At 61.0% G+C, this 18,284-nt stretch carries 21 protein-coding genes; 9 read left to right on the top strand and 12 right to left on the bottom strand.

Going from position 1 to position 18,284, the window contains the following annotated elements:
- Positions 1-173: 173 nt before the first annotated feature.
- Complete coding sequence (locus tag NNA36_RS19110; RefSeq protein WP_255110087.1) at positions 174-800, bottom strand: TetR/AcrR family transcriptional regulator; 627 nt, start codon at positions 798-800, stop codon at positions 174-176.
- A 123-nt stretch (positions 801-923) separates the two neighbouring features.
- Between NNA36_RS19110 and mbfA the strand changes: the two genes are divergently transcribed.
- The 5 genes from mbfA (at position 924) to NNA36_RS19085 (ending at position 4,836) form a co-directional block, all read left to right on the top strand.
- Positions 924-1,898, top strand: coding sequence for an iron exporter MbfA (gene mbfA / locus NNA36_RS19105; protein ID WP_255110084.1), 975 nt, complete (start codon positions 924-926; stop codon positions 1,896-1,898).
- 96 nt (positions 1,899-1,994) lie between these two features.
- Positions 1,995-2,594 (top strand): pyridoxamine 5'-phosphate oxidase family protein, encoded by a 600-nt coding sequence (locus NNA36_RS19100; RefSeq protein WP_255110082.1) that lies wholly within the window; start codon positions 1,995-1,997, stop codon positions 2,592-2,594.
- A gap of 65 nt (positions 2,595-2,659) precedes the next feature.
- Positions 2,660-3,148, top strand: a complete 489-nt coding sequence (locus NNA36_RS19095; RefSeq protein ID WP_255110080.1) for a hypothetical protein — start codon at positions 2,660-2,662, stop codon at positions 3,146-3,148.
- Between the two features lie 109 nt (positions 3,149-3,257).
- Positions 3,258-4,190: an AEC family transporter gene (locus tag NNA36_RS19090; protein WP_255110078.1), complete on the top strand. Its 933-nt coding sequence runs from the start codon at positions 3,258-3,260 to the stop codon at positions 4,188-4,190.
- A gap of 169 nt (positions 4,191-4,359) precedes the next feature.
- Entirely contained in the window at positions 4,360-4,836 is a 477-nt protein-coding gene (locus NNA36_RS19085) for a YHS domain-containing (seleno)protein (protein WP_255110076.1), read from the top strand.
- A gap of 117 nt (positions 4,837-4,953) precedes the next feature.
- On the opposite strand, the gene NNA36_RS19080 is transcribed toward NNA36_RS19085, so the two are convergent.
- From NNA36_RS19080 to NNA36_RS19065, 4 genes are all read right to left on the bottom strand, one after another.
- Positions 4,954-6,324, bottom strand: coding sequence for a glutamate--cysteine ligase (locus tag NNA36_RS19080; protein ID WP_255110074.1), 1,371 nt, complete (start codon positions 6,322-6,324; stop codon positions 4,954-4,956).
- 65 nt (positions 6,325-6,389) lie between these two features.
- Positions 6,390-6,899 (bottom strand): hypothetical protein, encoded by a 510-nt coding sequence (locus tag NNA36_RS19075; RefSeq protein ID WP_255110072.1) that lies wholly within the window; start codon positions 6,897-6,899, stop codon positions 6,390-6,392.
- The gene (locus NNA36_RS19070) at positions 6,896-7,810 is read right to left on the bottom strand and encodes a hypothetical protein (RefSeq protein WP_255110069.1); all 915 of its coding nucleotides are present in this window, start codon (positions 7,808-7,810) and stop codon (positions 6,896-6,898) included. Before NNA36_RS19070 ends, NNA36_RS19075 begins: the two co-directional genes overlap by 4 nt.
- Before the next feature lie 10 nt (positions 7,811-7,820).
- Positions 7,821-8,546 carry a 16S rRNA (uracil(1498)-N(3))-methyltransferase gene (locus tag NNA36_RS19065; protein ID WP_255110067.1) on the bottom strand — a complete coding sequence of 242 codons (726 nt, stop codon included), beginning with the start codon at positions 8,544-8,546 and terminating at the stop codon, positions 7,821-7,823.
- A 12-nt stretch (positions 8,547-8,558) separates the two neighbouring features.
- Here NNA36_RS19065 and ubiA point away from each other — a divergent pair, with 12 nt between their 5' ends.
- From ubiA to NNA36_RS19050, 3 genes are all read left to right on the top strand, one after another.
- Positions 8,559-9,524, top strand: coding sequence for a 4-hydroxybenzoate octaprenyltransferase (gene ubiA / locus NNA36_RS19060; protein ID WP_255110065.1), 966 nt, complete (start codon positions 8,559-8,561; stop codon positions 9,522-9,524).
- Positions 9,525-9,603: 79 nt separating this feature from the next.
- On the top strand, positions 9,604-11,586 hold the full coding sequence (locus tag NNA36_RS19055) for an OmpA family protein (protein WP_255110063.1): 1,983 nt from the start codon (positions 9,604-9,606) through the stop codon (positions 11,584-11,586).
- Positions 11,573-11,899, top strand: coding sequence for a hypothetical protein (locus NNA36_RS19050; protein ID WP_255110061.1), 327 nt, complete (start codon positions 11,573-11,575; stop codon positions 11,897-11,899). The genes NNA36_RS19055 and NNA36_RS19050 overlap by 14 nt, the downstream gene beginning before the upstream one ends.
- Before the next feature lie 241 nt (positions 11,900-12,140).
- Here NNA36_RS19050 and NNA36_RS19045 read toward each other — a convergent pair whose 3' ends face one another.
- From NNA36_RS19045 to pgsA, 3 genes are read right to left on the bottom strand one after another with little or no spacing between them, the layout of a single operon-like run.
- Positions 12,141-12,584: a molybdenum cofactor biosynthesis protein MoaE gene (locus NNA36_RS19045; RefSeq protein WP_255110059.1), complete on the bottom strand. Its 444-nt coding sequence runs from the start codon at positions 12,582-12,584 to the stop codon at positions 12,141-12,143.
- 4 nt (positions 12,585-12,588) lie between these two features.
- Positions 12,589-12,834: a molybdopterin converting factor subunit 1 gene (gene moaD, locus NNA36_RS19040; protein WP_255110096.1), complete on the bottom strand. Its 246-nt coding sequence runs from the start codon at positions 12,832-12,834 to the stop codon at positions 12,589-12,591.
- 10 nt (positions 12,835-12,844) lie between these two features.
- Positions 12,845-13,504: a CDP-diacylglycerol--glycerol-3-phosphate 3-phosphatidyltransferase gene (gene pgsA, locus NNA36_RS19035; protein WP_255110057.1), complete on the bottom strand. Its 660-nt coding sequence runs from the start codon at positions 13,502-13,504 to the stop codon at positions 12,845-12,847.
- Positions 13,505-13,637: 133 nt separating this feature from the next.
- Here pgsA and NNA36_RS19030 point away from each other — a divergent pair, with 133 nt between their 5' ends.
- Positions 13,638-13,970, top strand: a complete 333-nt coding sequence (locus NNA36_RS19030) for a hypothetical protein (protein ID WP_255110055.1) — start codon at positions 13,638-13,640, stop codon at positions 13,968-13,970.
- Between the two features lie 19 nt (positions 13,971-13,989).
- Here NNA36_RS19030 and uvrC read toward each other — a convergent pair whose 3' ends face one another.
- The 4 genes from uvrC to NNA36_RS19010 all read right to left on the bottom strand — a co-directional run bounded on the left by uvrC (position 13,990) and on the right by NNA36_RS19010 (position 18,202).
- Positions 13,990-15,864, bottom strand: coding sequence for an excinuclease ABC subunit UvrC (gene uvrC, locus NNA36_RS19025; RefSeq protein ID WP_255110095.1), 1,875 nt, complete (start codon positions 15,862-15,864; stop codon positions 13,990-13,992).
- A gap of 411 nt (positions 15,865-16,275) precedes the next feature.
- Positions 16,276-17,232, bottom strand: coding sequence for a calcium/sodium antiporter (locus tag NNA36_RS19020; protein WP_255110053.1), 957 nt, complete (start codon positions 17,230-17,232; stop codon positions 16,276-16,278).
- 3 nt (positions 17,233-17,235) lie between these two features.
- Positions 17,236-17,403 carry a hypothetical protein gene (locus NNA36_RS19015; RefSeq protein ID WP_255110051.1) on the bottom strand — a complete coding sequence of 56 codons (168 nt, stop codon included), beginning with the start codon at positions 17,401-17,403 and terminating at the stop codon, positions 17,236-17,238.
- Between the two features lies 1 nt (position 17,404).
- Positions 17,405-18,202: a S49 family peptidase gene (locus tag NNA36_RS19010; protein WP_255110049.1), complete on the bottom strand. Its 798-nt coding sequence runs from the start codon at positions 18,200-18,202 to the stop codon at positions 17,405-17,407.
- Between the last annotated feature and the right edge of the window lie 82 nt (positions 18,203-18,284).

Genomic DNA, 18,284 nt, shown 5'->3' with positions numbered 1-18,284 from the left:
ACGAGATGATCACCCACAAGCTGACCCTCGATCAGATCAACGAAGGCTTCGACCTGATGCACGAAGGCAAATCCATCCGCGCGGTGGTTGAATTCTGATCTGGTAGTCCTGCGAAAAAGAAAGGCGCGTCCGCTTCGGGCGCGCCTTTTGCGTTGATACTGTTCCTACGGTACCTAGTCCTGCGCAACCCCATAGCGCGCAAGGAACGTCTCGACCGCGTTCTCCGCCACGTTGCGGATCTCCTCTTGGGAAAACTCGCTCTGGATCCCAAAAACCGCCCTGTTCCAGATCGTCGACTTGCACAGTTCCGAAAACTGTTCCGCCGCCATCTTCACATCATCAATCTGCAAAGCGCCGTCCGCCACCGCGCATTCAAGAAAGGCCGCCATCCGGTCCCGCCCCATCCGCGGCCCGGCCTCGTAGAAGGCCGCGCCCAGTTCGGGAAAGCGGTCCCTTTCTGCCACGCAGATACGAAACACCCCCTGGGCCACATCAGAAACCAGAAAGCTCGCCAACCGTTCTGCCGCGATCAGCAAGGCTTCGCGCAAAGGACAGTCCTCGGTCAGCATGGCAAGGATTTCATCCGCCATCCGGTCGCATTGGTTGGTCGCAATTTCACGGAACAGAACGGCCTTGTCGGGAAAATAGCTATAAAGCGTGGCCTTTGAGACACCGGCCACCTTTGCAATCTCATCCACGCTCGCCCCTTCGAACCCGTCGCGAAGGAACACCTCACGTGCTCCTTCAAGCACCTGGTCGAATTTGCGTCCCCTACGGATGACTGGGCTGTGCGTGTTCATTGACGCTCCTGGCTATTTGGAATTCGAATATAAACTGAGCGGTTCAGTTACCACAAGAAAAACACCTTGCACCTGACCCGCAGTTACATAAATTAGAATTATTCTAAAATACGCGAGTCCCCCATGCGTTTTTTCTCTCAACGACGCCACTTCAAGGATCTGAGCGAACAGGAACTCATAGCGCTGGCCATCTCCTCGGAAGAGGATGACGCCCGCATCTACCGCTCCTATGCCGAGATGCTACGCGGCGATTTCCCGGCAACGGCGAAGGTGTTCGATGGCATGGCCGCCGAGGAGGACACCCACCGCCAGCGCCTGATCGACCTGCATCAGAGCCGCTTTGGCGATGTGATCCCCCTGATCCGCCGCGAACACGTTGCAGGCTATTATGCCCGCCGCCCGATCTGGCTGGTTGAAAACCTCGGGATCGACCGCATCCGCACCGAAGCCGCCGCGATGGAACGCGATGCCGAAAGGTTCTACCTTGCCGCCGCCGCCCGCAGTCAGGATGCCGCGACCCGCAAACTGCTTGGCGACCTCGCCGCCGCAGAGGCCGGCCATCAGGACACGGCGCACGGTCTGGAGCAGCAGCACCTCGACGATGACAGCCGCGAGACAGAAGCTGATACTGCCAAACGCCAGTTTATCCTGACATGGGTGCAACCCGGCCTTGCCGGTCTCATGGACGGATCGGTGTCGACACTGGCCCCCATCTTCGCCACCGCATTCGCCACACAGGACACCTGGACCACCTTCCTTGTCGGCCTTGCAGCGTCGGTTGGTGCCGGCATCTCGATGGGCTTCACCGAGGCCGCCTCGGACGACGGCGAACTCTCTGGGCGCGGCTCTCCGATCAAGCGCGGCTTCGCGTCGGGCATCATGACAACCGTAGGCGGCCTCGGCCACGCCCTGCCCTATCTGATCCCCGATTTCTGGACCGCAACCACCATCGCGATCCTCGTGGTGTTCCTCGAACTCTGGGCCATCGCCTGGATTCAGAACCGCTTTATGGAGACCCCGTTCTTCCGCGCCGCCTTCCAGGTCGTGCTGGGCGGTGCCCTCGTCTTCGCCGCAGGGGTGCTGATCGGCAGCGGCTAGACCGCACTTCAACCCGCAGTCTCCTTCCACCATCACAAGAATTCGATCACCATTTCCCCAAAGACCCGCTAGAACCAAGGGGAACAGGAGACACCCATGCCCCAGATCACCGACATCGACTCTCTCGAAGCCCTATACGGCGAACCGGTTCCTGCCTCGCTGACCAAGGTCGCCATTCGCATGACCCCGCTGTACCGCCAGTGGATCGAGGCCGCGCGCTTTGTCGTGCTCTCCACTGTTGGCCCCGAGGGCACCGACGCCAGCCCGCGCGGTGACGATGGCCCGGTTGTGAAAATCGCCGACGACCACACCCTCCTGCTGCCGGACTGGCGCGGCAACAACCGCATCGACAGCCTGCGCAACATCGTACGCGACGGGCGCGCCAGCCTGATGTTCATGATCCCCGGCACCAGCAACGTCGTGCGCTGCAACGGAACCGCGATCCTTACAACAGATGCAGAGATGACCGAACAGTTCACGCAGGAGGGCAAACACCCCAAGTCTGTCATCGTTTTCACCCTCGCCGAAATGTACTTCCAATGCGCCAAGGCGATCATGCGCTCGGGCCTCTGGACCACGCCACACCCGGACAACGTCCCAACCGCCGGACAGTTCATCCAGGAAATGAAAGCTGACTTCGACGGCAAATCCTATGACGCAGGCTACGCGGAATACGCCAAAACGCGGATGTGGTAGCCGCCTTTGCCATGCGCCGCGCCTTGGCCTATGCTGGACGCCCGTCAGGAAAGGGCCGAAAGACCGTGGCCAAACCGCTGAAACCCCTGGTAGCCTGCTGCCTCTTACTGGGCGTGTCGCTCTCGGCAGCACACGCCCAAAGCCTAGCAGACGATACGGTTTTCCCGTCCACCACGCCGCCTTTCTCGGACTTTCGGCTGACCAATGATCCTGAAACCCTCACGCCCTATCCCCTGATACGCGATTGCCCCGAATGCCCGCCGCCTGCATTTTACGGTCGCATTCCCGATCCCTTTACCGACCTGTCCTTCAGCAGCCCCGTATCACGCCACCCCGACGGCATCCTGACTTTCCGGGGGGGGTTGCAAAAAGACGGCAGCATTTCCCTTGGGCTGATATGGACCAACCGCCGCTGGTACTGGGCCGAAAAACGCCAGCCTTCACAGCCTTTGACGCCCTCCCATGCCTTCCGTCCGACGGTCCCCCTCGGCCAAGGCGGCACCTGGAGCTCCAACTGCAACCCGTTGACCGATCCGGACTGTACCCGCTTTTGATCCCGCCATTCGCTTCGAAAACACCCGACAATGACACGGTCGCCCCAACGATTGCGCGACGGGCCAACAAATCCCTTGCCCTGCCCTGCCGGGATGCTACCAAGTTGCCATGTTAGCGATCTTCCTCAAGACCCTGCCGTTCTTCGCAATCATCGGCCTTGGCTACTGGGCCGGGCGTACGAAGTTCTTCAGCCAGGAAGCCACCGCCTACCTCACCAAGTTCGTCTTCTACTTCGCCCTCTCGGCCATGCTGTTCCGCTTTGCCGCGAACCTATCGCTGGTCGAGGTACTGGATTGGCCGCTTGTCGGCGCCTACCTGCTGGGCACGCTGGCGATCTACCTGCTCGCCACCGGCATTGCTTTCCTGCGCCGCCTCGACATTCCCACCGCCGCGATCGAGGCCCAATGCGCCGTCATCGGCAACGTCGGTTTCCTTGGCGTGCCCATGCTTGTCCTGCTGCTCGGCGAACGGGCCATTGGTCCGGTCATGCTGGTCCTCGCGGTCGACCTGATCGTCTTTTCCTCTCTGATCGTGATCCTGATCACCGGCTCCCGGGATGGCCGGATGAGCTTTGCTATCCTGCGCACCGTCGGTCTCGGCCTGCTGCGCAACCCGATGATCGTGGCGATCTCCTCGGGCCTGATCTGGTCAGCCCTCGAAATCCCGATCCCCGCGCCGCTGAATGAATTCCTCGCACTGCTTGGCGCGGCAGCCACCCCCGGCGCGCTGTTCGCCATCGGAGCCTCGCTGGCCGCCATTGCCGCGGAGCGCGTTCAGGTCGCCGCCTGGCTCTCGTTCTGCAAACTGGTCCTGCATCCGGCCGCCGTTGCAATCGCAGCGCTCTGGATCATCCCGATCGATCCCTATTCCGCTGCCGTGGTGATCTCCGCTGCCGCCCTGCCCGTGGCCGGCAACGTCTATATCCTCGCCCAGCACTACGGCGTCGCCCCCCACCGCGCTTCGGCCGCCATCCTGCTCTCGACCGTCGTCAGCATCGGCACCGTTTCCGCTGTCATCGCATGGGTCGGCACCCTCACCTGACGCACAGCCTTTCTGCAAAGGCGCACATCACCCTTAGTTGTTTTGAACGTGATTGGCCCGGTTCCTAACTCGAGGTCACCGCAGCGCAATATCGCTTGCGGCGCAAACAACTCCGATCTGTCCGGAAATTTCGGCTGGCCAGATCAAGCACTCTGAAAAGGCAAAACCAATGAACGCTTTCAAATCCCTCATCGGCGGCATCGCCCTCTCCGCAGCTCTCGTCACCTCGGCCCTGGCAGCAGGCGTCGACGTCAATGCCACCACCACTGGCCTTGCCCTGCGCGGCTACGATCCGGTTGCATACCACACCGTAGGTGAACCGACCCCGGGCGACTTCCAGATCACCGCAACCTACAACGACGCGACCTACCGCTTCGCCTCGGAAGAGAACAAAGCCACCTTCGAAGCCAACCCCGAAGCATACGCTCCGGCCTACGGCGGCTACTGCGCCTTCGGCACCGCGATGGGCTTCAAATTCGACGGCGATCCGGAAATCTGGAAAATCGTTGACAACAAGCTCTACCTGAACCTGTCGGCTGGCGTTCAGGAACGCTGGGAAGGCGACGTACCGGGCTTCATCGAAAAAGCCTCGGCCAACTGGGTCGACATCGCAGACAAGACCCCGGAAGAGCTGCAAGCGCAGTAAATCCCAATCCACTCACGGATCAGAGCGGCGGCAGGACACCCTGCCGCCGTTTTGCGTTGCGCCTTACAAAAAAAGGCGCCCCAAGGCGCCCTTTCAGATGTTGCTTCTCAGACAAAGTCAGTAGCTGAACTCACCGTAGATCCGGCTCAGGTCACCGTTCCAGTCACCATGATAGTGGTCCAGCAGTTCATCCGCCGGCACCTTGCCGCTTTCCACGCTTTCCTTCAGCGCGTTGAGGAAATGGGTCTCGTCCGGCACCAGACCGCCCGCGCCTTCCTTGCCACGCGCCACAAGGCCCGCCTCGGAAATCGTCAGAACTTCGCGCGCCAGATCGTGCATCTTCACGTTGCCCGCCTGTGCCTGCAAACCGTCGACCGAGGCCGCCACGCGCAGCATCTCGCGGGTCTCTGCGTCCCAGCCCTTCACAAGGTCCCAGGCCGCATCCAGCGATGACTGGTCATACATCAAGCCGACCCAGAAGGCAGGCAGCGCACACAGGCGACGCCACGGGCCACCGTCGGCGCCGCGCATCTCCATGTATTTCTTGATCCGCGCCTCTGGGAAGGCGGTGGTCAGGTGGTCGGCCCAGTCGCTCAACGTCGGGGTCTCGCCCGGCAGTGCAGGCAGTTCACCCTTCAGGAAATCGCGGAACGACATGCCCAGCGCGTCGATATATTCGCCGTCGCGGTAGACGAAATACATCGGCACATCGAGCGCATATTCCACCCATGCCTCAAAGCCGAACCCCTCTTCGAACACGAAAGGCAGCATGCCTGTGCGCGCCGGATCAAGGTCACGCCAGATGCGCGACCGCCAGCTTTTGTGGCCGTTGGGCTTGCCGTCAAAGAACGGCGAATTAGCAAACAGCGCCGTCGCCACCGGCTGCAGGGCAAGCGCCACACGCAGCTTTTGCACCATGTCCGCCTCAGAGGCGAAATCAAGATTCACCTGCACGGTACAGGTCCGGTACATCATGGATTTGCCCATGGTGCCCACACGGTCCATGTAATCGGTCATCAGGCGATAACGCCCTTTCGGCATCACCGGCATTTCCTCGTGCGACCACACGGGCGCCGCGCCCAGGCCGATGAAGCCGACACCGATCTTGTCGGCAATGTCCTTCACATCGGCAAGGTGCTGATTCACCTCGTCACAGGTCTGGTGGATGCTCTCCAGCGGCGCGCCGGACAGTTCCAGCTGACCACCCGGCTCAAGGCTCACGTTGGCGCCATCTTTCTCAAGACCGATCAGCTTGCCGCCCTCTTCCACCGGCGTCCAGCCATGGCCATCACGCAGGCCTTTCAGCACCGCGAGAATCGACCGATCGCCCTCGTAGGGCAGCGGCTTGAGGGTTTCCTTGCAGTACCCGAACTTCTCGTGTTCGGTCCCGATCCGCCACTGTTCACGCGGCTTGCAGCCACTTTCAAGATATTCACCAAGTTGGGAGTGGTGCTCGATCGGCCCGCCACCGGACTGAGGAATGGACATTGCGGTTTCTCCGGTCCTTTTGGATGCGCATGTCCGCTCAGTGGTGATCGGAAATGCGCAAAGTGTCAATGCAGCGTTGCGGCGACCTTTGACCAGATCACGACAGGGTGATCCGGTTTCGACTTCAACTGCGCCAGCATGTGCTCGGTCCGAATACCGGGCAAGGCGGCAAAGGCATCGAACAAAGCATCCGATCCTTCCGCGTTCACGGGAATGCGCAGATCGGCCTGTCCGGGCTGGCGCAACACCCAGACCGGCGGCACGCTATGCGCCTCAAGGCTCAGTCCCATCATCTCGTCAATCGCCACGGCCCCGCCATCCAGGGGGCCGAAATAGGTGATCTGCCGTTCATCCACCTGCACAACACCGGGGCCGCCCTTGCCCATGCGAAACCGCGCGCGCTGAACACCGGCCACCAAAAGGGCCGCACCAATCAGGATCACCACGATCCCGACCCACTTCAAAAGTCCGAAACCGCTTGCCCAATAGATACCAAGGGCCACCACGACGATCCCGATCATCACCTCGCGCCACCGATCAACAAAGGCGCTGGCTTCTGGTCGAATGAAACTCATGCGTCAGGCTCCCATCCTGCAAGAAACAGATCGACCTGCGGCAAGATCAGGTCGTCACGTTCTAGATACTTAGGTGAGCCATACTTGCGATACATCTCCAACCCGATGAAAAACCGGAACACGGTTGCGTAATCGTCACCAACGGCAAACCGGCTTGGGCGAAATGCGGCAAGTTCGTCGGGGGTACACCAGATTTCCTGCCCAAGGCAAAACCGCGCCGCCATCTGCAAAACCGGCATCTGGTGGCTGCCGTGAATGTCGATCCCCCACATGTGGGTGCCATCATACATCAGGTTGGTCAGGCTAAAATCCCCATGCCCGACCGAGAACATGACCTCGCGGCCCTCCATCTCCCGCGCCATGACATCCAGTTCCGAGCGAAAGCGGCTCAGCGCCTCGATGATCTCCGGCTTCGCTCTGGCATCAGGCGGCACAAGCCGGCTCAGGCATTTCTGCGCCGGAAAGGCCCGCACCTCGGCCCGCAGCACCGCCACCTCCTGCAACCACTCCGCCGACAGGCGCACCAGCTTCTGACGCCGCCGTGATGGCGCGGATTTTATCCGTTCGCCAACCGTCTTGCCGGGCACCTTCTCTGTCACCAGAAGCCCGTGTTCGGGAAAGGCATCCAGAACCCGCATCACCCGGTTCTGCCCATCGCCGAGCGCCTCGTGCAGAAATCCAAGCTCGCGGCAAGCACGCTCCACACCTCCGCTCGCATCCTTAACGCGCAGGTGTTTGAAAAACACCGGCGCCCCGCGCAACCTGCCCCTGATGACTGTGGCGCGGTCATCGGATTTCACAACGTCTTTGATCTCGGCGGTCTTCGCGCCGTAAACGCGGTCGAGCAGGTCCTGAATCTCTTGTCCCCGCGCCGACCATTCCAGCATGCGGTCAAGAAATCCCCGGCTCATACCGCCCCCTTCACGCCCAGTCGCCAAGGGCCTGCTGCCAAAGCGTCATCGCCGCCACCGCCGCGGTGTCCGCCCGCAGGATACGTGGCCCCAAGGCCACCACGTGCGCCTGTGGATGCGCATGCAGCTTGGCGCGCTCTGCTTCGGAAAAACCACCTTCCGGTCCAATCAGGATCGCCCATTTGCCGCCTTCGGCAGCTCCAAGACGCTTGGCCGATCCAACCTCGGCCTCGTCACAGAACATCAACTGCCGGTCTTCCGGCCACTCCGCCAGAACCCGCTCCAGCTTTTGCAAGTCACGAACCTCGGGCACAAAGGTGCCCCCGCATTGCTCTGCCGCCTCGACCGCATGGGCCTGCAACCGGTCCTGCCGGATACGCTCGGAATTGGTAAAGGCCGTCTGCACCGGCATGATCTTCGCGGCCCCCATCTCGGCCGCCTTCTCGACGATGAAATCGGTCCGCGCCTTCTTGATCGGGGCAAACATCAGCCAAAGGTCCGGCGGCATCTGCAACGGCTTGGTCTGTTCCTCGCACACAAGAACACCGCCACGCTTGCCCGCCTCGGCAACCGCGCAGCGCCACTCACCATCCACCCCGTTGAACAGCAACACCGGGTCCCCCACGCCCATCCGCATCACCCCGAAAAGGTAATGCGCCTGATCGCGTTCAAGAGGAACCGATTGCCCTTGGCCCAAGGGATGCTCTACATACAGCCTGACTTTTGCCTGTTTCATGGAAACCTTCATATGAGCGACACGCCCACAACACCAGAGCCGAAAGGTCAGGTTTCCGACGCGGTCCGCGGTAATTGGGTCGATCACCTCGCCCCGCACGCCACCCGCCCCTACCTGCGCCTAAGCCGCGCCGACCGTCCCATCGGCACCTGGCTGTTGCTGCTGCCCTGCTGGATGTCGCTGCTACTAGCCATGCTCTACGATGGCCAGGCCCGGCTCGAAGACCTCTGGATCGCCATCGGTTGCGCTGCGGGCGCATGGCTGATGCGCGGCGCAGGCTGCACATGGAACGACATCACCGACCGCGACTTCGATGCACAGGTCGAACGCACCCGCTCACGCCCCATCCCCTCGGGTCAGGTCACCGCACGGCAGGCCGCGCTGTGGATGGGCATTCAGGCGCTGATCTCATTCGCCATCCTGCTGACCTTCCACCCCAATGCCATTCTGCTTGGCGTGGTCTCGCTCGCCCCCGTCGCCATCTACCCCTTTGCCAAACGTTTCACGTGGTGGCCGCAGGTCTTCCTTGGCATCGCCTTCAACTGGGGCGCACTTCTGGCATGGACGGCACACACCGGATCGCTGCAATGGCCCGCCGTTGTCCTTTATCTCGCGGGCATCGCATGGACCCTGTTCTACGACACCATCTATGCCCATCAGGATACCGAGGACGACGCCCTCATCGGCGTGAAATCCACCGCCCGCCTGTTTGCCGAGAAAACCCCGCAATGGCTTCAGGCCTTCCTGATCCTCACCGTCGCCCTGATGGCAATCGCCACCTTCCTTGCCACCCGCGACCGCAGCCCGCTCTCGATGGTCGTCGCACTTGCCGGTCCGTGGGCGATGGGCTGGCACATGCAATGGCAGATGCGCCGCCTGAACACCGATGACAACGACGTGCTCCTGCACCTGTTCCGCTCGAACCGCGACACCGGCCTGATCCCCTTGCTGTTTTTCGCCGTCGCCTGCTTCCTTTGAGCGCAAGTGATTGCATGCAGGCGGGCAGCAGCGTATCAAACGCTAACTCGAACAAAACAAACGCTTCCGAACGCTCCTGATGCGCCTTTCCGACTACCTGCCCATTGCCACCACCTTCACTCTGGCCGCCGGCTTCAGCGCCGTCGCCGCGGTGTTCTCGGCAGACCTGATCGAAGAGGCCTCGCGCCGCGGCGTGCAAAGCGAACTGGCCAAGGAAGGCATGACATGGGCCACCATCCATGCCGAGGGCCTTCAGGTCTTCATCACCGGCGTCGCCCCGACCGAGGCCGAGCGGTTCAAGGCCATCTCTTCGGCTGGCAAGATTGTCGATGCCGCCCGTGTGATCGACAACATGCAGATCGAGGCCACCGCCGACATCGGCCCGCCGCGTTTCTCGATCGAAATCCTGCGCAATGACTCGGGCATCCAGCTGATCGGCCTGATCCCCGAAGACAGCAACCGCGCCGAAATCATTGGCGATCTGCGTGGCCTCGACGGCAGTCCGGTGGTCACCGACTTCCTTGAAACCGCCGAATACGATGTTCCCGAAGGATGGCAACAGGCCCTGAGCTATGCCCTCTTCGCCCTCGAAGAACTGCCCCGCGCCAAGATCTCGCTCGAGGCAGGCCGCGTCAGCGTCACCGCCATGAGCGACAGCCCCGAAGCCCGTCGAGAGCTGGAAGGCATCCTGACCCGCAAGGCACCGCCGACGCTTGACCTCGCGCTGACGATTTCGGCGCCCCGCCCTGTCATCACGCCCTTCACCCTGCGCTTCCTGATCGACGATCTTGGCGCGCGCTTCGATGCCTGCTCTGCCGACACCGAGGACGCCCGCAGCCAGATCCTCGCCGCCGCAACTCAGGCCGGCCTCGAAGGCAGCGCCGCCTGCACCATCGGCCTTGGCGTGCCTACTCCGTCTTGGGGCGACGCGGTCGAAACCGCCATCTCAGGCCTCTCCGAACTGGGTGGCGGCAGCGTTACCTTCTCCGACGCCGACATCACCCTGATCGCCCGCATCGGCACCGAACAGGATCTCTTCGACAAGGTCATCGGCGAGGTCGAAAGCGCCCTTCCCGAGGTCTTCGCCCTGCACGCCACCCGCCCGGTCCCGATCGAGGAAACCGACGAAGGCACGCCGGAATTCACCGCCACCCTCAGCCCCGAAGGCACCCTGCAACTGCGCGGTCGCCTGCGCGACGACGTCAGCCGCACCATGGCGCAAAGCTACGCCAACGCCCGTTTCGGCATGGAAGACGTCTACATGGCCGCCCGCCTTGACGAAAACCTGCCCGGCACCTGGTCGCTTCGCGTTCTCGCCGGGCTCGACGCCCTGTCACAGCTGCACAACGGCGCCCTGACCGTCACCCCCGACACCATCGACATTTCCGGCACCACCGGCGATCCGCAGGCCAGTGACCGCATTTCCCGCCTGCTGGCGGAAAAGCTAGATCAGGGCGACCACTATGCCCTCAACGTGCGCTACGAAGAGGCGCTCGACCCGATTGCCCAGCTTCCCACCCCAGAGGAATGCCTCGCCCGCCTGCAAGAGGTACAGGGCACCCAGAAGATCAGCTTCGAACCCGGCTCCGGCACGCTGGATGAAACCGCGGGCCCGGTGATCGACGAACTCGCCGCTATCCTTCAGGACTGTCAGGACATCAACCTCAAGCTGGAAATTCAGGGCCACACCGACAGCCAGGGCCGCGAGGAAATGAACATGGCCCTAAGCCAGACCCGCGCCCAATCGGTTCTGAACGCCCTGCATGACCGCCGCATCCTGACCGGCAACTTCTCGGCCAAGGGCTATGGCGAGGCCGAACCGATTGCCGACAACAAGACCGAGGAAGGCCGCGAAGCCAACCGCCGCATCGAATTTGTCCTGATCCAACCCGAAGAGACCCCGCCAGAGGGCGAAAATGCGGATGGTGAAGCACAGACCGGTGAAGAAACCGCTGTAGACACCGGCGCGAATCCGGTACAAGACGACGCCGCACAGGATGTGGCACCGGCCGAACAAACCCAAGACGACGGCCAGCAGGAGACAACCGATGACCAGAACTGATTTCATCATCGCCACCGCGATCATCCTGTTCGTCGCCTTCTGCATGGGCTGGTTCGCCAACTGGCTGGTGCACCGCTTCTCACGCGTTTCGCAGTCCGACGTCGACCAGCTTGAGCGCATGAGCCAGGAGTTGCACGAGGCCGAGGAAACCCGCGATCAGGCCATCACCTACCTGCAACAGCGCGAGGCCGAACTGACCAACCAGCTGGCCCAGACCGAAGCCGAACTCTCTGCCGCCATGGAAGGCCTGCGCGACGCCCGCCACGAGGCCGAAGAACTGCGCAGCCACATCGACCGGATGAGTGCCGGCTAAGCCGTTTTCGATGCGGGGTGCTGCATCAAGCCCCGTCAAAATCGGTGTAGAATTTCCTTAACAAAGCCTGAGCGCACGGTGCCTTAAACTGGCCAGGTCGTCTGTGCCCACCTCCGTAATACCGACGTAATACCGACGTGGCACCGACAGCCGTTTTTGCCAATTCTGCCTTGTTAACCTGAACGATTCGCCCAAATGCGCCCGCGCCACACATACCGATAGGGCGCGCCCCATTAACCGCTCACCAGCGGTTCAGCGCGTCCTCGTCTTCATCCTTGGCCGCAACCCATGCACCACCATCCGCAGTGAACTCCTGCTTCCAGAATGGCGCGCGCGACTTGAGGTAATCCATCAGGAATTCCGCAGCTGCAAAGGCATCCACACGGTGCGGCGCAGCGGTTGCCACCATCATGATCATGTCGCCCGGGCGCAACGTCCCGTGGCGATGGATCACCAGCACATCCCCCAGATTCCAACGGCTTTGCGCCTCTTCCGCGATCTTGGTCAGCGCCTTTTCCGTCATCCCCGGATAGTGCTCGATCTCCATCCGGTCCAGCGGATCACCCGGCAGGTCGCGCACAACGCCGGTAAAGGTCACAATGGCGCCCATGTCGGTGTGACCACTGGCAAAGGCCTGCGCCTCGGCACCGAAATCAAACGCCTCTTCCTGAACCAGGATCTTCATACCGTCAGCCCCCGGTCATTGGCGGGAAAAACGCCACCTCGCGCGCGCCATCCAGCGCCGCGTCGAACTCGGTCAACTCCTGGTCAATCGCCACCCGCAGGGCGCTCAGGTCGGCAAAGGCCGCCTCATACCGCTCTTCCCGCGCCTTCAACTCCTCGACCAGTTCGGCAACTGTCGCGGCGCTCGTCTCGACCTTCTCTTTCGGCAGGCCAATCCGTTCGCGCACCCAGGCAAAATACAAAACATCCAGTTTCATCGCGTCAGTCCTTCAAATGCGGATAGGCCTTGCGGAAATAGTCGACCCCGGTGATCCCGGTCAGCGCCGCCGCGATCCACAGCAGGATCAAACCGGCCCAGCCACTCCAGATCATACCCGTCAGCTTCCAGCCAAGCCCCTGTGTATCCTCGATTTTTCCGGCCACCATCTGCGCAACGATCTGCGGATCCATGCCCAGCGACGACATGCCTAGGTAATGTTCAAACACACCCTGCCCGAACAGGCAGGCAATCGCCACCATCTGCGTCGCCGTCTTCCACTTGGCCAGCTTCGTCACCTTGAGGGTTCCGGCGACGTCGCCAAGAAACTCCCGCAAGCCGCTGACAAAAACTTCGCGGAACAGGATCACGGTGGCCGGCAGCACCAGCCAGGGCGACATCGACGAATAGCCCACGATCACCATCAACGCGATCACCACCATCGCCTTGTCGGCAATCGGGTCGATCATCGCGCCCATCCGGGTCTCCTGCCCCCAGGCTCGCGCAAGATAGCCGTCGAACCAATCGGTCACCGAGGCCAGCACAAACAGGCCCAGCGCGAACCAATCCGCATAGGGGCGGGTGAAATAAAGGAACATTACCGCGACAAGAGGCGCCGCGAGAAGACGAAGCACGGAAAGGATATTGGGGATCGTCCAGGTCATGAGGTCTTCCTAACCTGTCTTTCAGGGCGTGGAAAGCACTGCCCTTTCGAAATGTGCTATACTGGGCCAATGAACGGGGGCGGGCGCCTTCGTGGCGGCCTCCCCTGCCTGCACCAAAGAATGGGAGGACAAGATGCACCCCATAGTTTTGCTCGTGGCCGACATGCCGCAATCCTGCGAGATCGCGCAACAGCTTGATCACCTGCCAATCGAATGGCTCGGCGCACACGATCACGGCGAAGTCGTGCGCCAGCTGGAAACCGAACCAAGGATCGAATGCGTGATCATGGGCGGCGGCCTTGATGACCGGATGCGCGGCGATCTCGTCGGGCTCATTGCCCAGATGCGCCCGGACGTCTGCATTCACCTCAAGGACCGCGCCTCCGGCCCGCACGGCCTTGCCCCCTTTGCCGCGCAGATCGTCGAGAACATCCTGCTGCGAAAACGCGAACGCGAAGCCGCCTGACCCGGCCAGACCGCTGCGTTTACCCTTTTTCGTGGAAGTAGTCGTAGATTGTCTCGGCCAATGCGTCTGAGATGCCGTCTACGGCTTTCAGATCGGCAAGATTCGCGCGGCTCACGGCCTTGGCTGATCCGAAATGCGCCAACAGCGCGCGCTTGCGGGTCGCCCCTACGCCCGGCACATCGTCCAGCGGCGTGGCGCCAACCGCCTTCGCTCGCTTGGCACGGTGGGTGCCAATGGCAAACCGGTGTGCCTCGTCCCGCATCCGCTGGATGAAATAGAGCACCGGATCATTGCGCTTGAGAGCAAAGGGCCGCGTGCCTCTCCGGTGGAATTCCTCCTTGCCGTGGTCGCGGTCCACCCCCTTGGCCACGCCCACCATCGGGATATCCTCTACCCCGTGTTCGCGCATGATCTCGGCCACGGCAGACACCTGCCCCGCGCCCCCGTCGATCAACAACAGGTCCGGCCACATGCCCTGCGCCCGGTCCGGATCTTCCTTGAGCAACCGTTTGAACCGCCGCGTCAGCACCTCTTTCATCATGCCAAAGTCATCCCCCGGCGTGAGGTCATCGCCCTTGATGTTGAACTTGCGATACTGGTTCTTCATGAACCCTTCCGGCCCCGCCACGATCATCGCCCCAACGGCGTTCGTGCCCTGTATGTGACTGTTGTCGTAAACCTCGATCCGCGCAGGCGGCCCATCCAGATCAAAGGCCTCTGCCACACCTTTCAACAGCTTCGCCTGCGTCGCAGTTTCGCTCATCTTGCGCGCAAGGCTTTCGCGCGCGTTGCGGGCCGCATTGGCAATCAGCTCGGCCTTTTCCCCACGCTGCGGCACAAGGATCTCCACCTTGCGCCCCGCCTTGCCACTCAAGGCTTCGGCCATCAGGTCCGGGTTCTCGATCGGGTGGCTCAGGATAAGCTGTCTCGGCGGCTCCTTGGTGTCGTAGAACTGACCGACAAAGGCCTCGAGCACTTCCGCCGCCTCGATGTCGGCCCCGACTCGCGGGTAGTAATCCTTGTTGCCCCAGTTCTGGTTGGCGCGGATAAAGAACACTTGCACACAGGCCTGCCCGTTCTCAAGGTGAAGCGCAATCACATCCGCCTCGGTCACACCCCGCGGATTGATCCCCTGCGCCGTCTGCACCTGCGTCAGCGCCCGTATGCGATCGCGCAACGCCGCCGCCCGCTCGAACTCCATCGCTTCTGATGCCGCCATCATCTGCTTACCCAGCGTCTCCTGAATCTGGGTCGACCGCCCCGCCAGGAAACGCTCTGCATCACGCACGCTCTCGGCATAATCCGCCTCGCTGATCTTGCCGACACAAGGCCCGGAACACCGCTTGATCTGGTAGAGCAGACAGGGGCGCGACCGGCTCTCGAACATCGCGTCCGAACAGTTCCGCAGCAGGAAGACTTTCTGCAATTGCGACAGCGTCCGGTTCACCGCCCCCGCACTTGCGAAGGGTCCGTAATAGCTGCCTTTTTCCTTCTTCGCCCCACGATGCTTCTTGATCAGCGGAAAGGCATGTTCCCGGCTCACAAGGATATTGGGAAAGCTCTTATCGTCCCGCAAAAGCACGTTGTACTTGGGCTTGAGCTGCTTGATCAGATTCTGCTCTAAGAGGAGTGCTTCTGTTTCGGTTTGCGTCGTCAGGAACATCATCGACGCGGTTTCCGAGATCATCCGCGCAATCCGGCCGGAATGTCCGGCGGGGCGTGCATAGTTGGAAACCCGCGCTTTCAGGTTCCGCGCCTTGCCCACGTAAAGAACGCGCGCCTGCGAATCCAGCATCCTGTAGACGCCGGGCGAGCCATCCAGAGTTTTGAGATAGCCCTTGATACAGTCATGACCGAACGGTCCTGCCGACGTTTGTTTATCCTGATCCGTCATCATTTAACGAAATATGATTCTTTTGCGACGCCTGCAATCTTCCGAAACCGAGGGCAAGAAAAAACATGTCCACCATTCCTGTGGATAAGTCTGATGATATCTTTTCGTGATTGCGGAAATCCCCTTGTTTTCCGCCCATTTCATGTGATTGCTTAAAAAATAGGCACAAATGCAAGGCATTGATTTTAAACGATATTTTTTTCACCTCTTAACAAAGGACTGAAAACATTAGGAAATTCGTAACACATTTGTAACGCTCCCGTTACAAGTGCAAAACTTTGGTCAGCCACATCTTTTCAAGGGGCAGAATGCCTTCCCTATCGGCAAGCACTACCGCGCATGAAACGCACCTGAGCAACGCTCAGTAAGCAGAAAAGATCGCTCGGGAAGCAAAACGCCTAACCAGTGTTATCAGCAGGTCAGGACACCGATCACGTAGACAAGGTAGAGCACCGTCAACACGATCCCCCACGTGCGCCCAATGTCACGACGGAAGAACACGAAGGGGATCAGCAAAAGCGACGCCGCCAGCATCACCCAGAGATCGAATTTGAGGAACTCGGGATCGACAGGAATTGGTCCAACCATGGTGGCGACGCCAATAATCGCCAATAGGTTGAACATGTTCGAACCGATGACGTTACCTATGGCCACATCCGCCTGCCGACGAAGCGCCGCCATGGTGGTCGTCGCCAGCTCGGGAAGCGATGTGCCAAGCGCGACAAGCGTTAGACCGATCACGCTTTCACTCACTCCGAAATCACGTGCAATCACCTGCGCAGCATCGACCAAAAGATCCGCCCCCAAAGGCAGGCCAATCAGGCCAAGCACCAGAAAAACAATGATCTTCCACCAAGGCATATCCGGGTCCATGCCTTCCGGCTCATCAAGATCCGGATCACAGCATTCATCCCCCATCCGCCGATGCATCTGCGCTTCGCGCACCGCATCCAGGAGCATGTAGGCCAGCATCGCCAACAACAAGAGCCCGGCGTAAAAGTCAAAGACACCCCGGAAGGCCAGCCCGATGAATACCACCGTGGCGACAATCATCTGGATGTAGGTTTTCCTGCTCTCGCAGGCAGAGGTATGCAGCGCCGCCAGAATGGCCGGGAAGCCCAGGACCAGAAGGATATTGGCCGTATTCGACCCCACCACGTTACCGATGGCAATGCCCGGCACCCCTTGAAGCACCGCCTGCACCGAGATCAGCAACTCTGGCGCAGAGGTTCCAAAGGCCACGATGGTCAGGCTGACAACAAGCGCAGGAATGCCAAGACGCAGCGCCAGATTCACGGCACCGCGCACAAGCGAGTCGCCTGCCAGAAGCAGAATGAGCAGACCAAGTCCGGCAAAAAGCCACTCCATGGATTATCCCTTACCCTTGGTGCAGGGGCACGGGCCCTTGCCGATCTTGTAGCGCCCGCATTTGGGGCATTTCGCCGATTGCAGCCGTTTCTTGCCCGGATAGGTCAGTTTTCCAAACATCGCCAGCACTGCCATGCCGACCAGAAACAGGGTGACAATCTTGAATATCATCTCAGAGACCGAACCGCGCGAACTCGGCGCGTTCCTCAATCGCGGCAATCGCATCTTCAGCCACGGACGCCCCGAAGCGCTGCCAGAACGGACGGCGCGTGTCATAGCGGCGCAGGCGCACCTTGTCGCCAAACCGTTCCTTCAGCATCGGCACCATGTGCCCGATCCCGTCGATCAGGCCAAGCTCCTGTGCCTGACGACCAATCCAGACCTCGCCGGTGAACAGCTCTGGTTCATTCGACAGCTTCGGTCCGCGGCGGGCCTTCACGTGATTGATAAAGTTCGCATGGATCTGTTCCAGCATGGAACGCAGCCGCACAACATCCTCGGGTTTCTCGGGGCGGAACGGGTCCAACATGGACTTCGACTTACCTGCCGTATGCACCCTACGCTCAATCCCTTGTCGGCTCAGGAACACATGAGCCCCAAAGCTGGCGGAAATAACGCCGATAGACCCGACCACCGAACTCTCGTCCGCGTAAATCTCGTCCGCCGCCGCAGCGAGCCAATAACCGCCCGACGCGGCAACGTCTTCGACAAAGGCCAGAACGGGAATATCCTTTTCCTCGGCCAGGCGGCGAATACGTGCGCCAATCAACGAGGACTGCACAGGGCTGCCACCGGGCGAATTGACCTCAAGGACAACTGCCACCGGCTTGCCTTTTCTGAACGCCTTTTCGATCAACGGCGCCAATGCGCGATCATTCAACGCCCCACGATTGCCTGCGCCGATAGCGCCTGAAAGGCGCAGTACAGCCACCGTGGGCGGAGATTTGGTGAAGGGTATCCAGCGTGCCATGCAGAGCCATTTAAAAGCGCATGTGCCCTCAGACAAGGCATGAGGGCCATGAAACGTGCGACGTGGCAGAAATATCCCGTTT

It is taken from the genome of Shimia sp. CNT1-13L.2 (assembly GCF_024331145.1).
Classification (GTDB): Bacteria; Pseudomonadota; Alphaproteobacteria; order Rhodobacterales; family Rhodobacteraceae; genus Shimia.
This window is presented reverse-complemented; position numbering and strand designations above follow the sequence as displayed.

What these genes read in the sequence shown, in the direction of transcription:
- NNA36_RS19090 (WP_255110078.1), top strand. Translation starts at nt 3,258, where the DNA reads ATGTTAGCGATCTTCCTCAAGACCCTGCCGTTCTTCGCAATCATCGGC.
- NNA36_RS19065 (WP_255110067.1), bottom strand. Translation starts at nt 8,546, where the DNA reads ATGAAACAGGCAAAAGTCAGGCTGTATGTAGAGCATCCCTTGGGCCAA.
- ubiA (WP_255110065.1), top strand. Translation starts at nt 8,559, where the DNA reads ATGAGCGACACGCCCACAACACCAGAGCCGAAAGGTCAGGTTTCCGAC.
- mbfA (WP_255110084.1), top strand. Translation starts at nt 924, where the DNA reads ATGCGTTTTTTCTCTCAACGACGCCACTTCAAGGATCTGAGCGAACAG.
- NNA36_RS19110 (WP_255110087.1), bottom strand. Translation starts at nt 800, where the DNA reads ATGAACACGCACAGCCCAGTCATCCGTAGGGGACGCAAATTCGACCAG.
- NNA36_RS19045 (WP_255110059.1), bottom strand. Translation starts at nt 12,584, where the DNA reads ATGAAGATCCTGGTTCAGGAAGAGGCGTTTGATTTCGGTGCCGAGGCG.
- pgsA (WP_255110057.1), bottom strand. Translation starts at nt 13,504, where the DNA reads ATGACCTGGACGATCCCCAATATCCTTTCCGTGCTTCGTCTTCTCGCG.
- NNA36_RS19010 (WP_255110049.1), bottom strand. Translation starts at nt 18,202, where the DNA reads ATGGCACGCTGGATACCCTTCACCAAATCTCCGCCCACGGTGGCTGTA.
- NNA36_RS19015 (WP_255110051.1), bottom strand. Translation starts at nt 17,403, where the DNA reads ATGATATTCAAGATTGTCACCCTGTTTCTGGTCGGCATGGCAGTGCTG.
- NNA36_RS19055 (WP_255110063.1), top strand. Translation starts at nt 9,604, where the DNA reads ATGCGCCTTTCCGACTACCTGCCCATTGCCACCACCTTCACTCTGGCC.
- NNA36_RS19075 (WP_255110072.1), bottom strand. Translation starts at nt 6,899, where the DNA reads ATGAGTTTCATTCGACCAGAAGCCAGCGCCTTTGTTGATCGGTGGCGC.
- NNA36_RS19080 (WP_255110074.1), bottom strand. Translation starts at nt 6,324, where the DNA reads ATGTCCATTCCTCAGTCCGGTGGCGGGCCGATCGAGCACCACTCCCAA.
- NNA36_RS19070 (WP_255110069.1), bottom strand. Translation starts at nt 7,810, where the DNA reads ATGAGCCGGGGATTTCTTGACCGCATGCTGGAATGGTCGGCGCGGGGA.
- NNA36_RS19100 (WP_255110082.1), top strand. Translation starts at nt 1,995, where the DNA reads ATGCCCCAGATCACCGACATCGACTCTCTCGAAGCCCTATACGGCGAA.
- NNA36_RS19020 (WP_255110053.1), bottom strand. Translation starts at nt 17,232, where the DNA reads ATGGAGTGGCTTTTTGCCGGACTTGGTCTGCTCATTCTGCTTCTGGCA.
- NNA36_RS19085 (WP_255110076.1), top strand. Translation starts at nt 4,360, where the DNA reads ATGAACGCTTTCAAATCCCTCATCGGCGGCATCGCCCTCTCCGCAGCT.
- NNA36_RS19050 (WP_255110061.1), top strand. Translation starts at nt 11,573, where the DNA reads ATGACCAGAACTGATTTCATCATCGCCACCGCGATCATCCTGTTCGTC.
- NNA36_RS19030 (WP_255110055.1), top strand. Translation starts at nt 13,638, where the DNA reads ATGCACCCCATAGTTTTGCTCGTGGCCGACATGCCGCAATCCTGCGAG.
- uvrC (WP_255110095.1), bottom strand. Translation starts at nt 15,864, where the DNA reads ATGACGGATCAGGATAAACAAACGTCGGCAGGACCGTTCGGTCATGAC.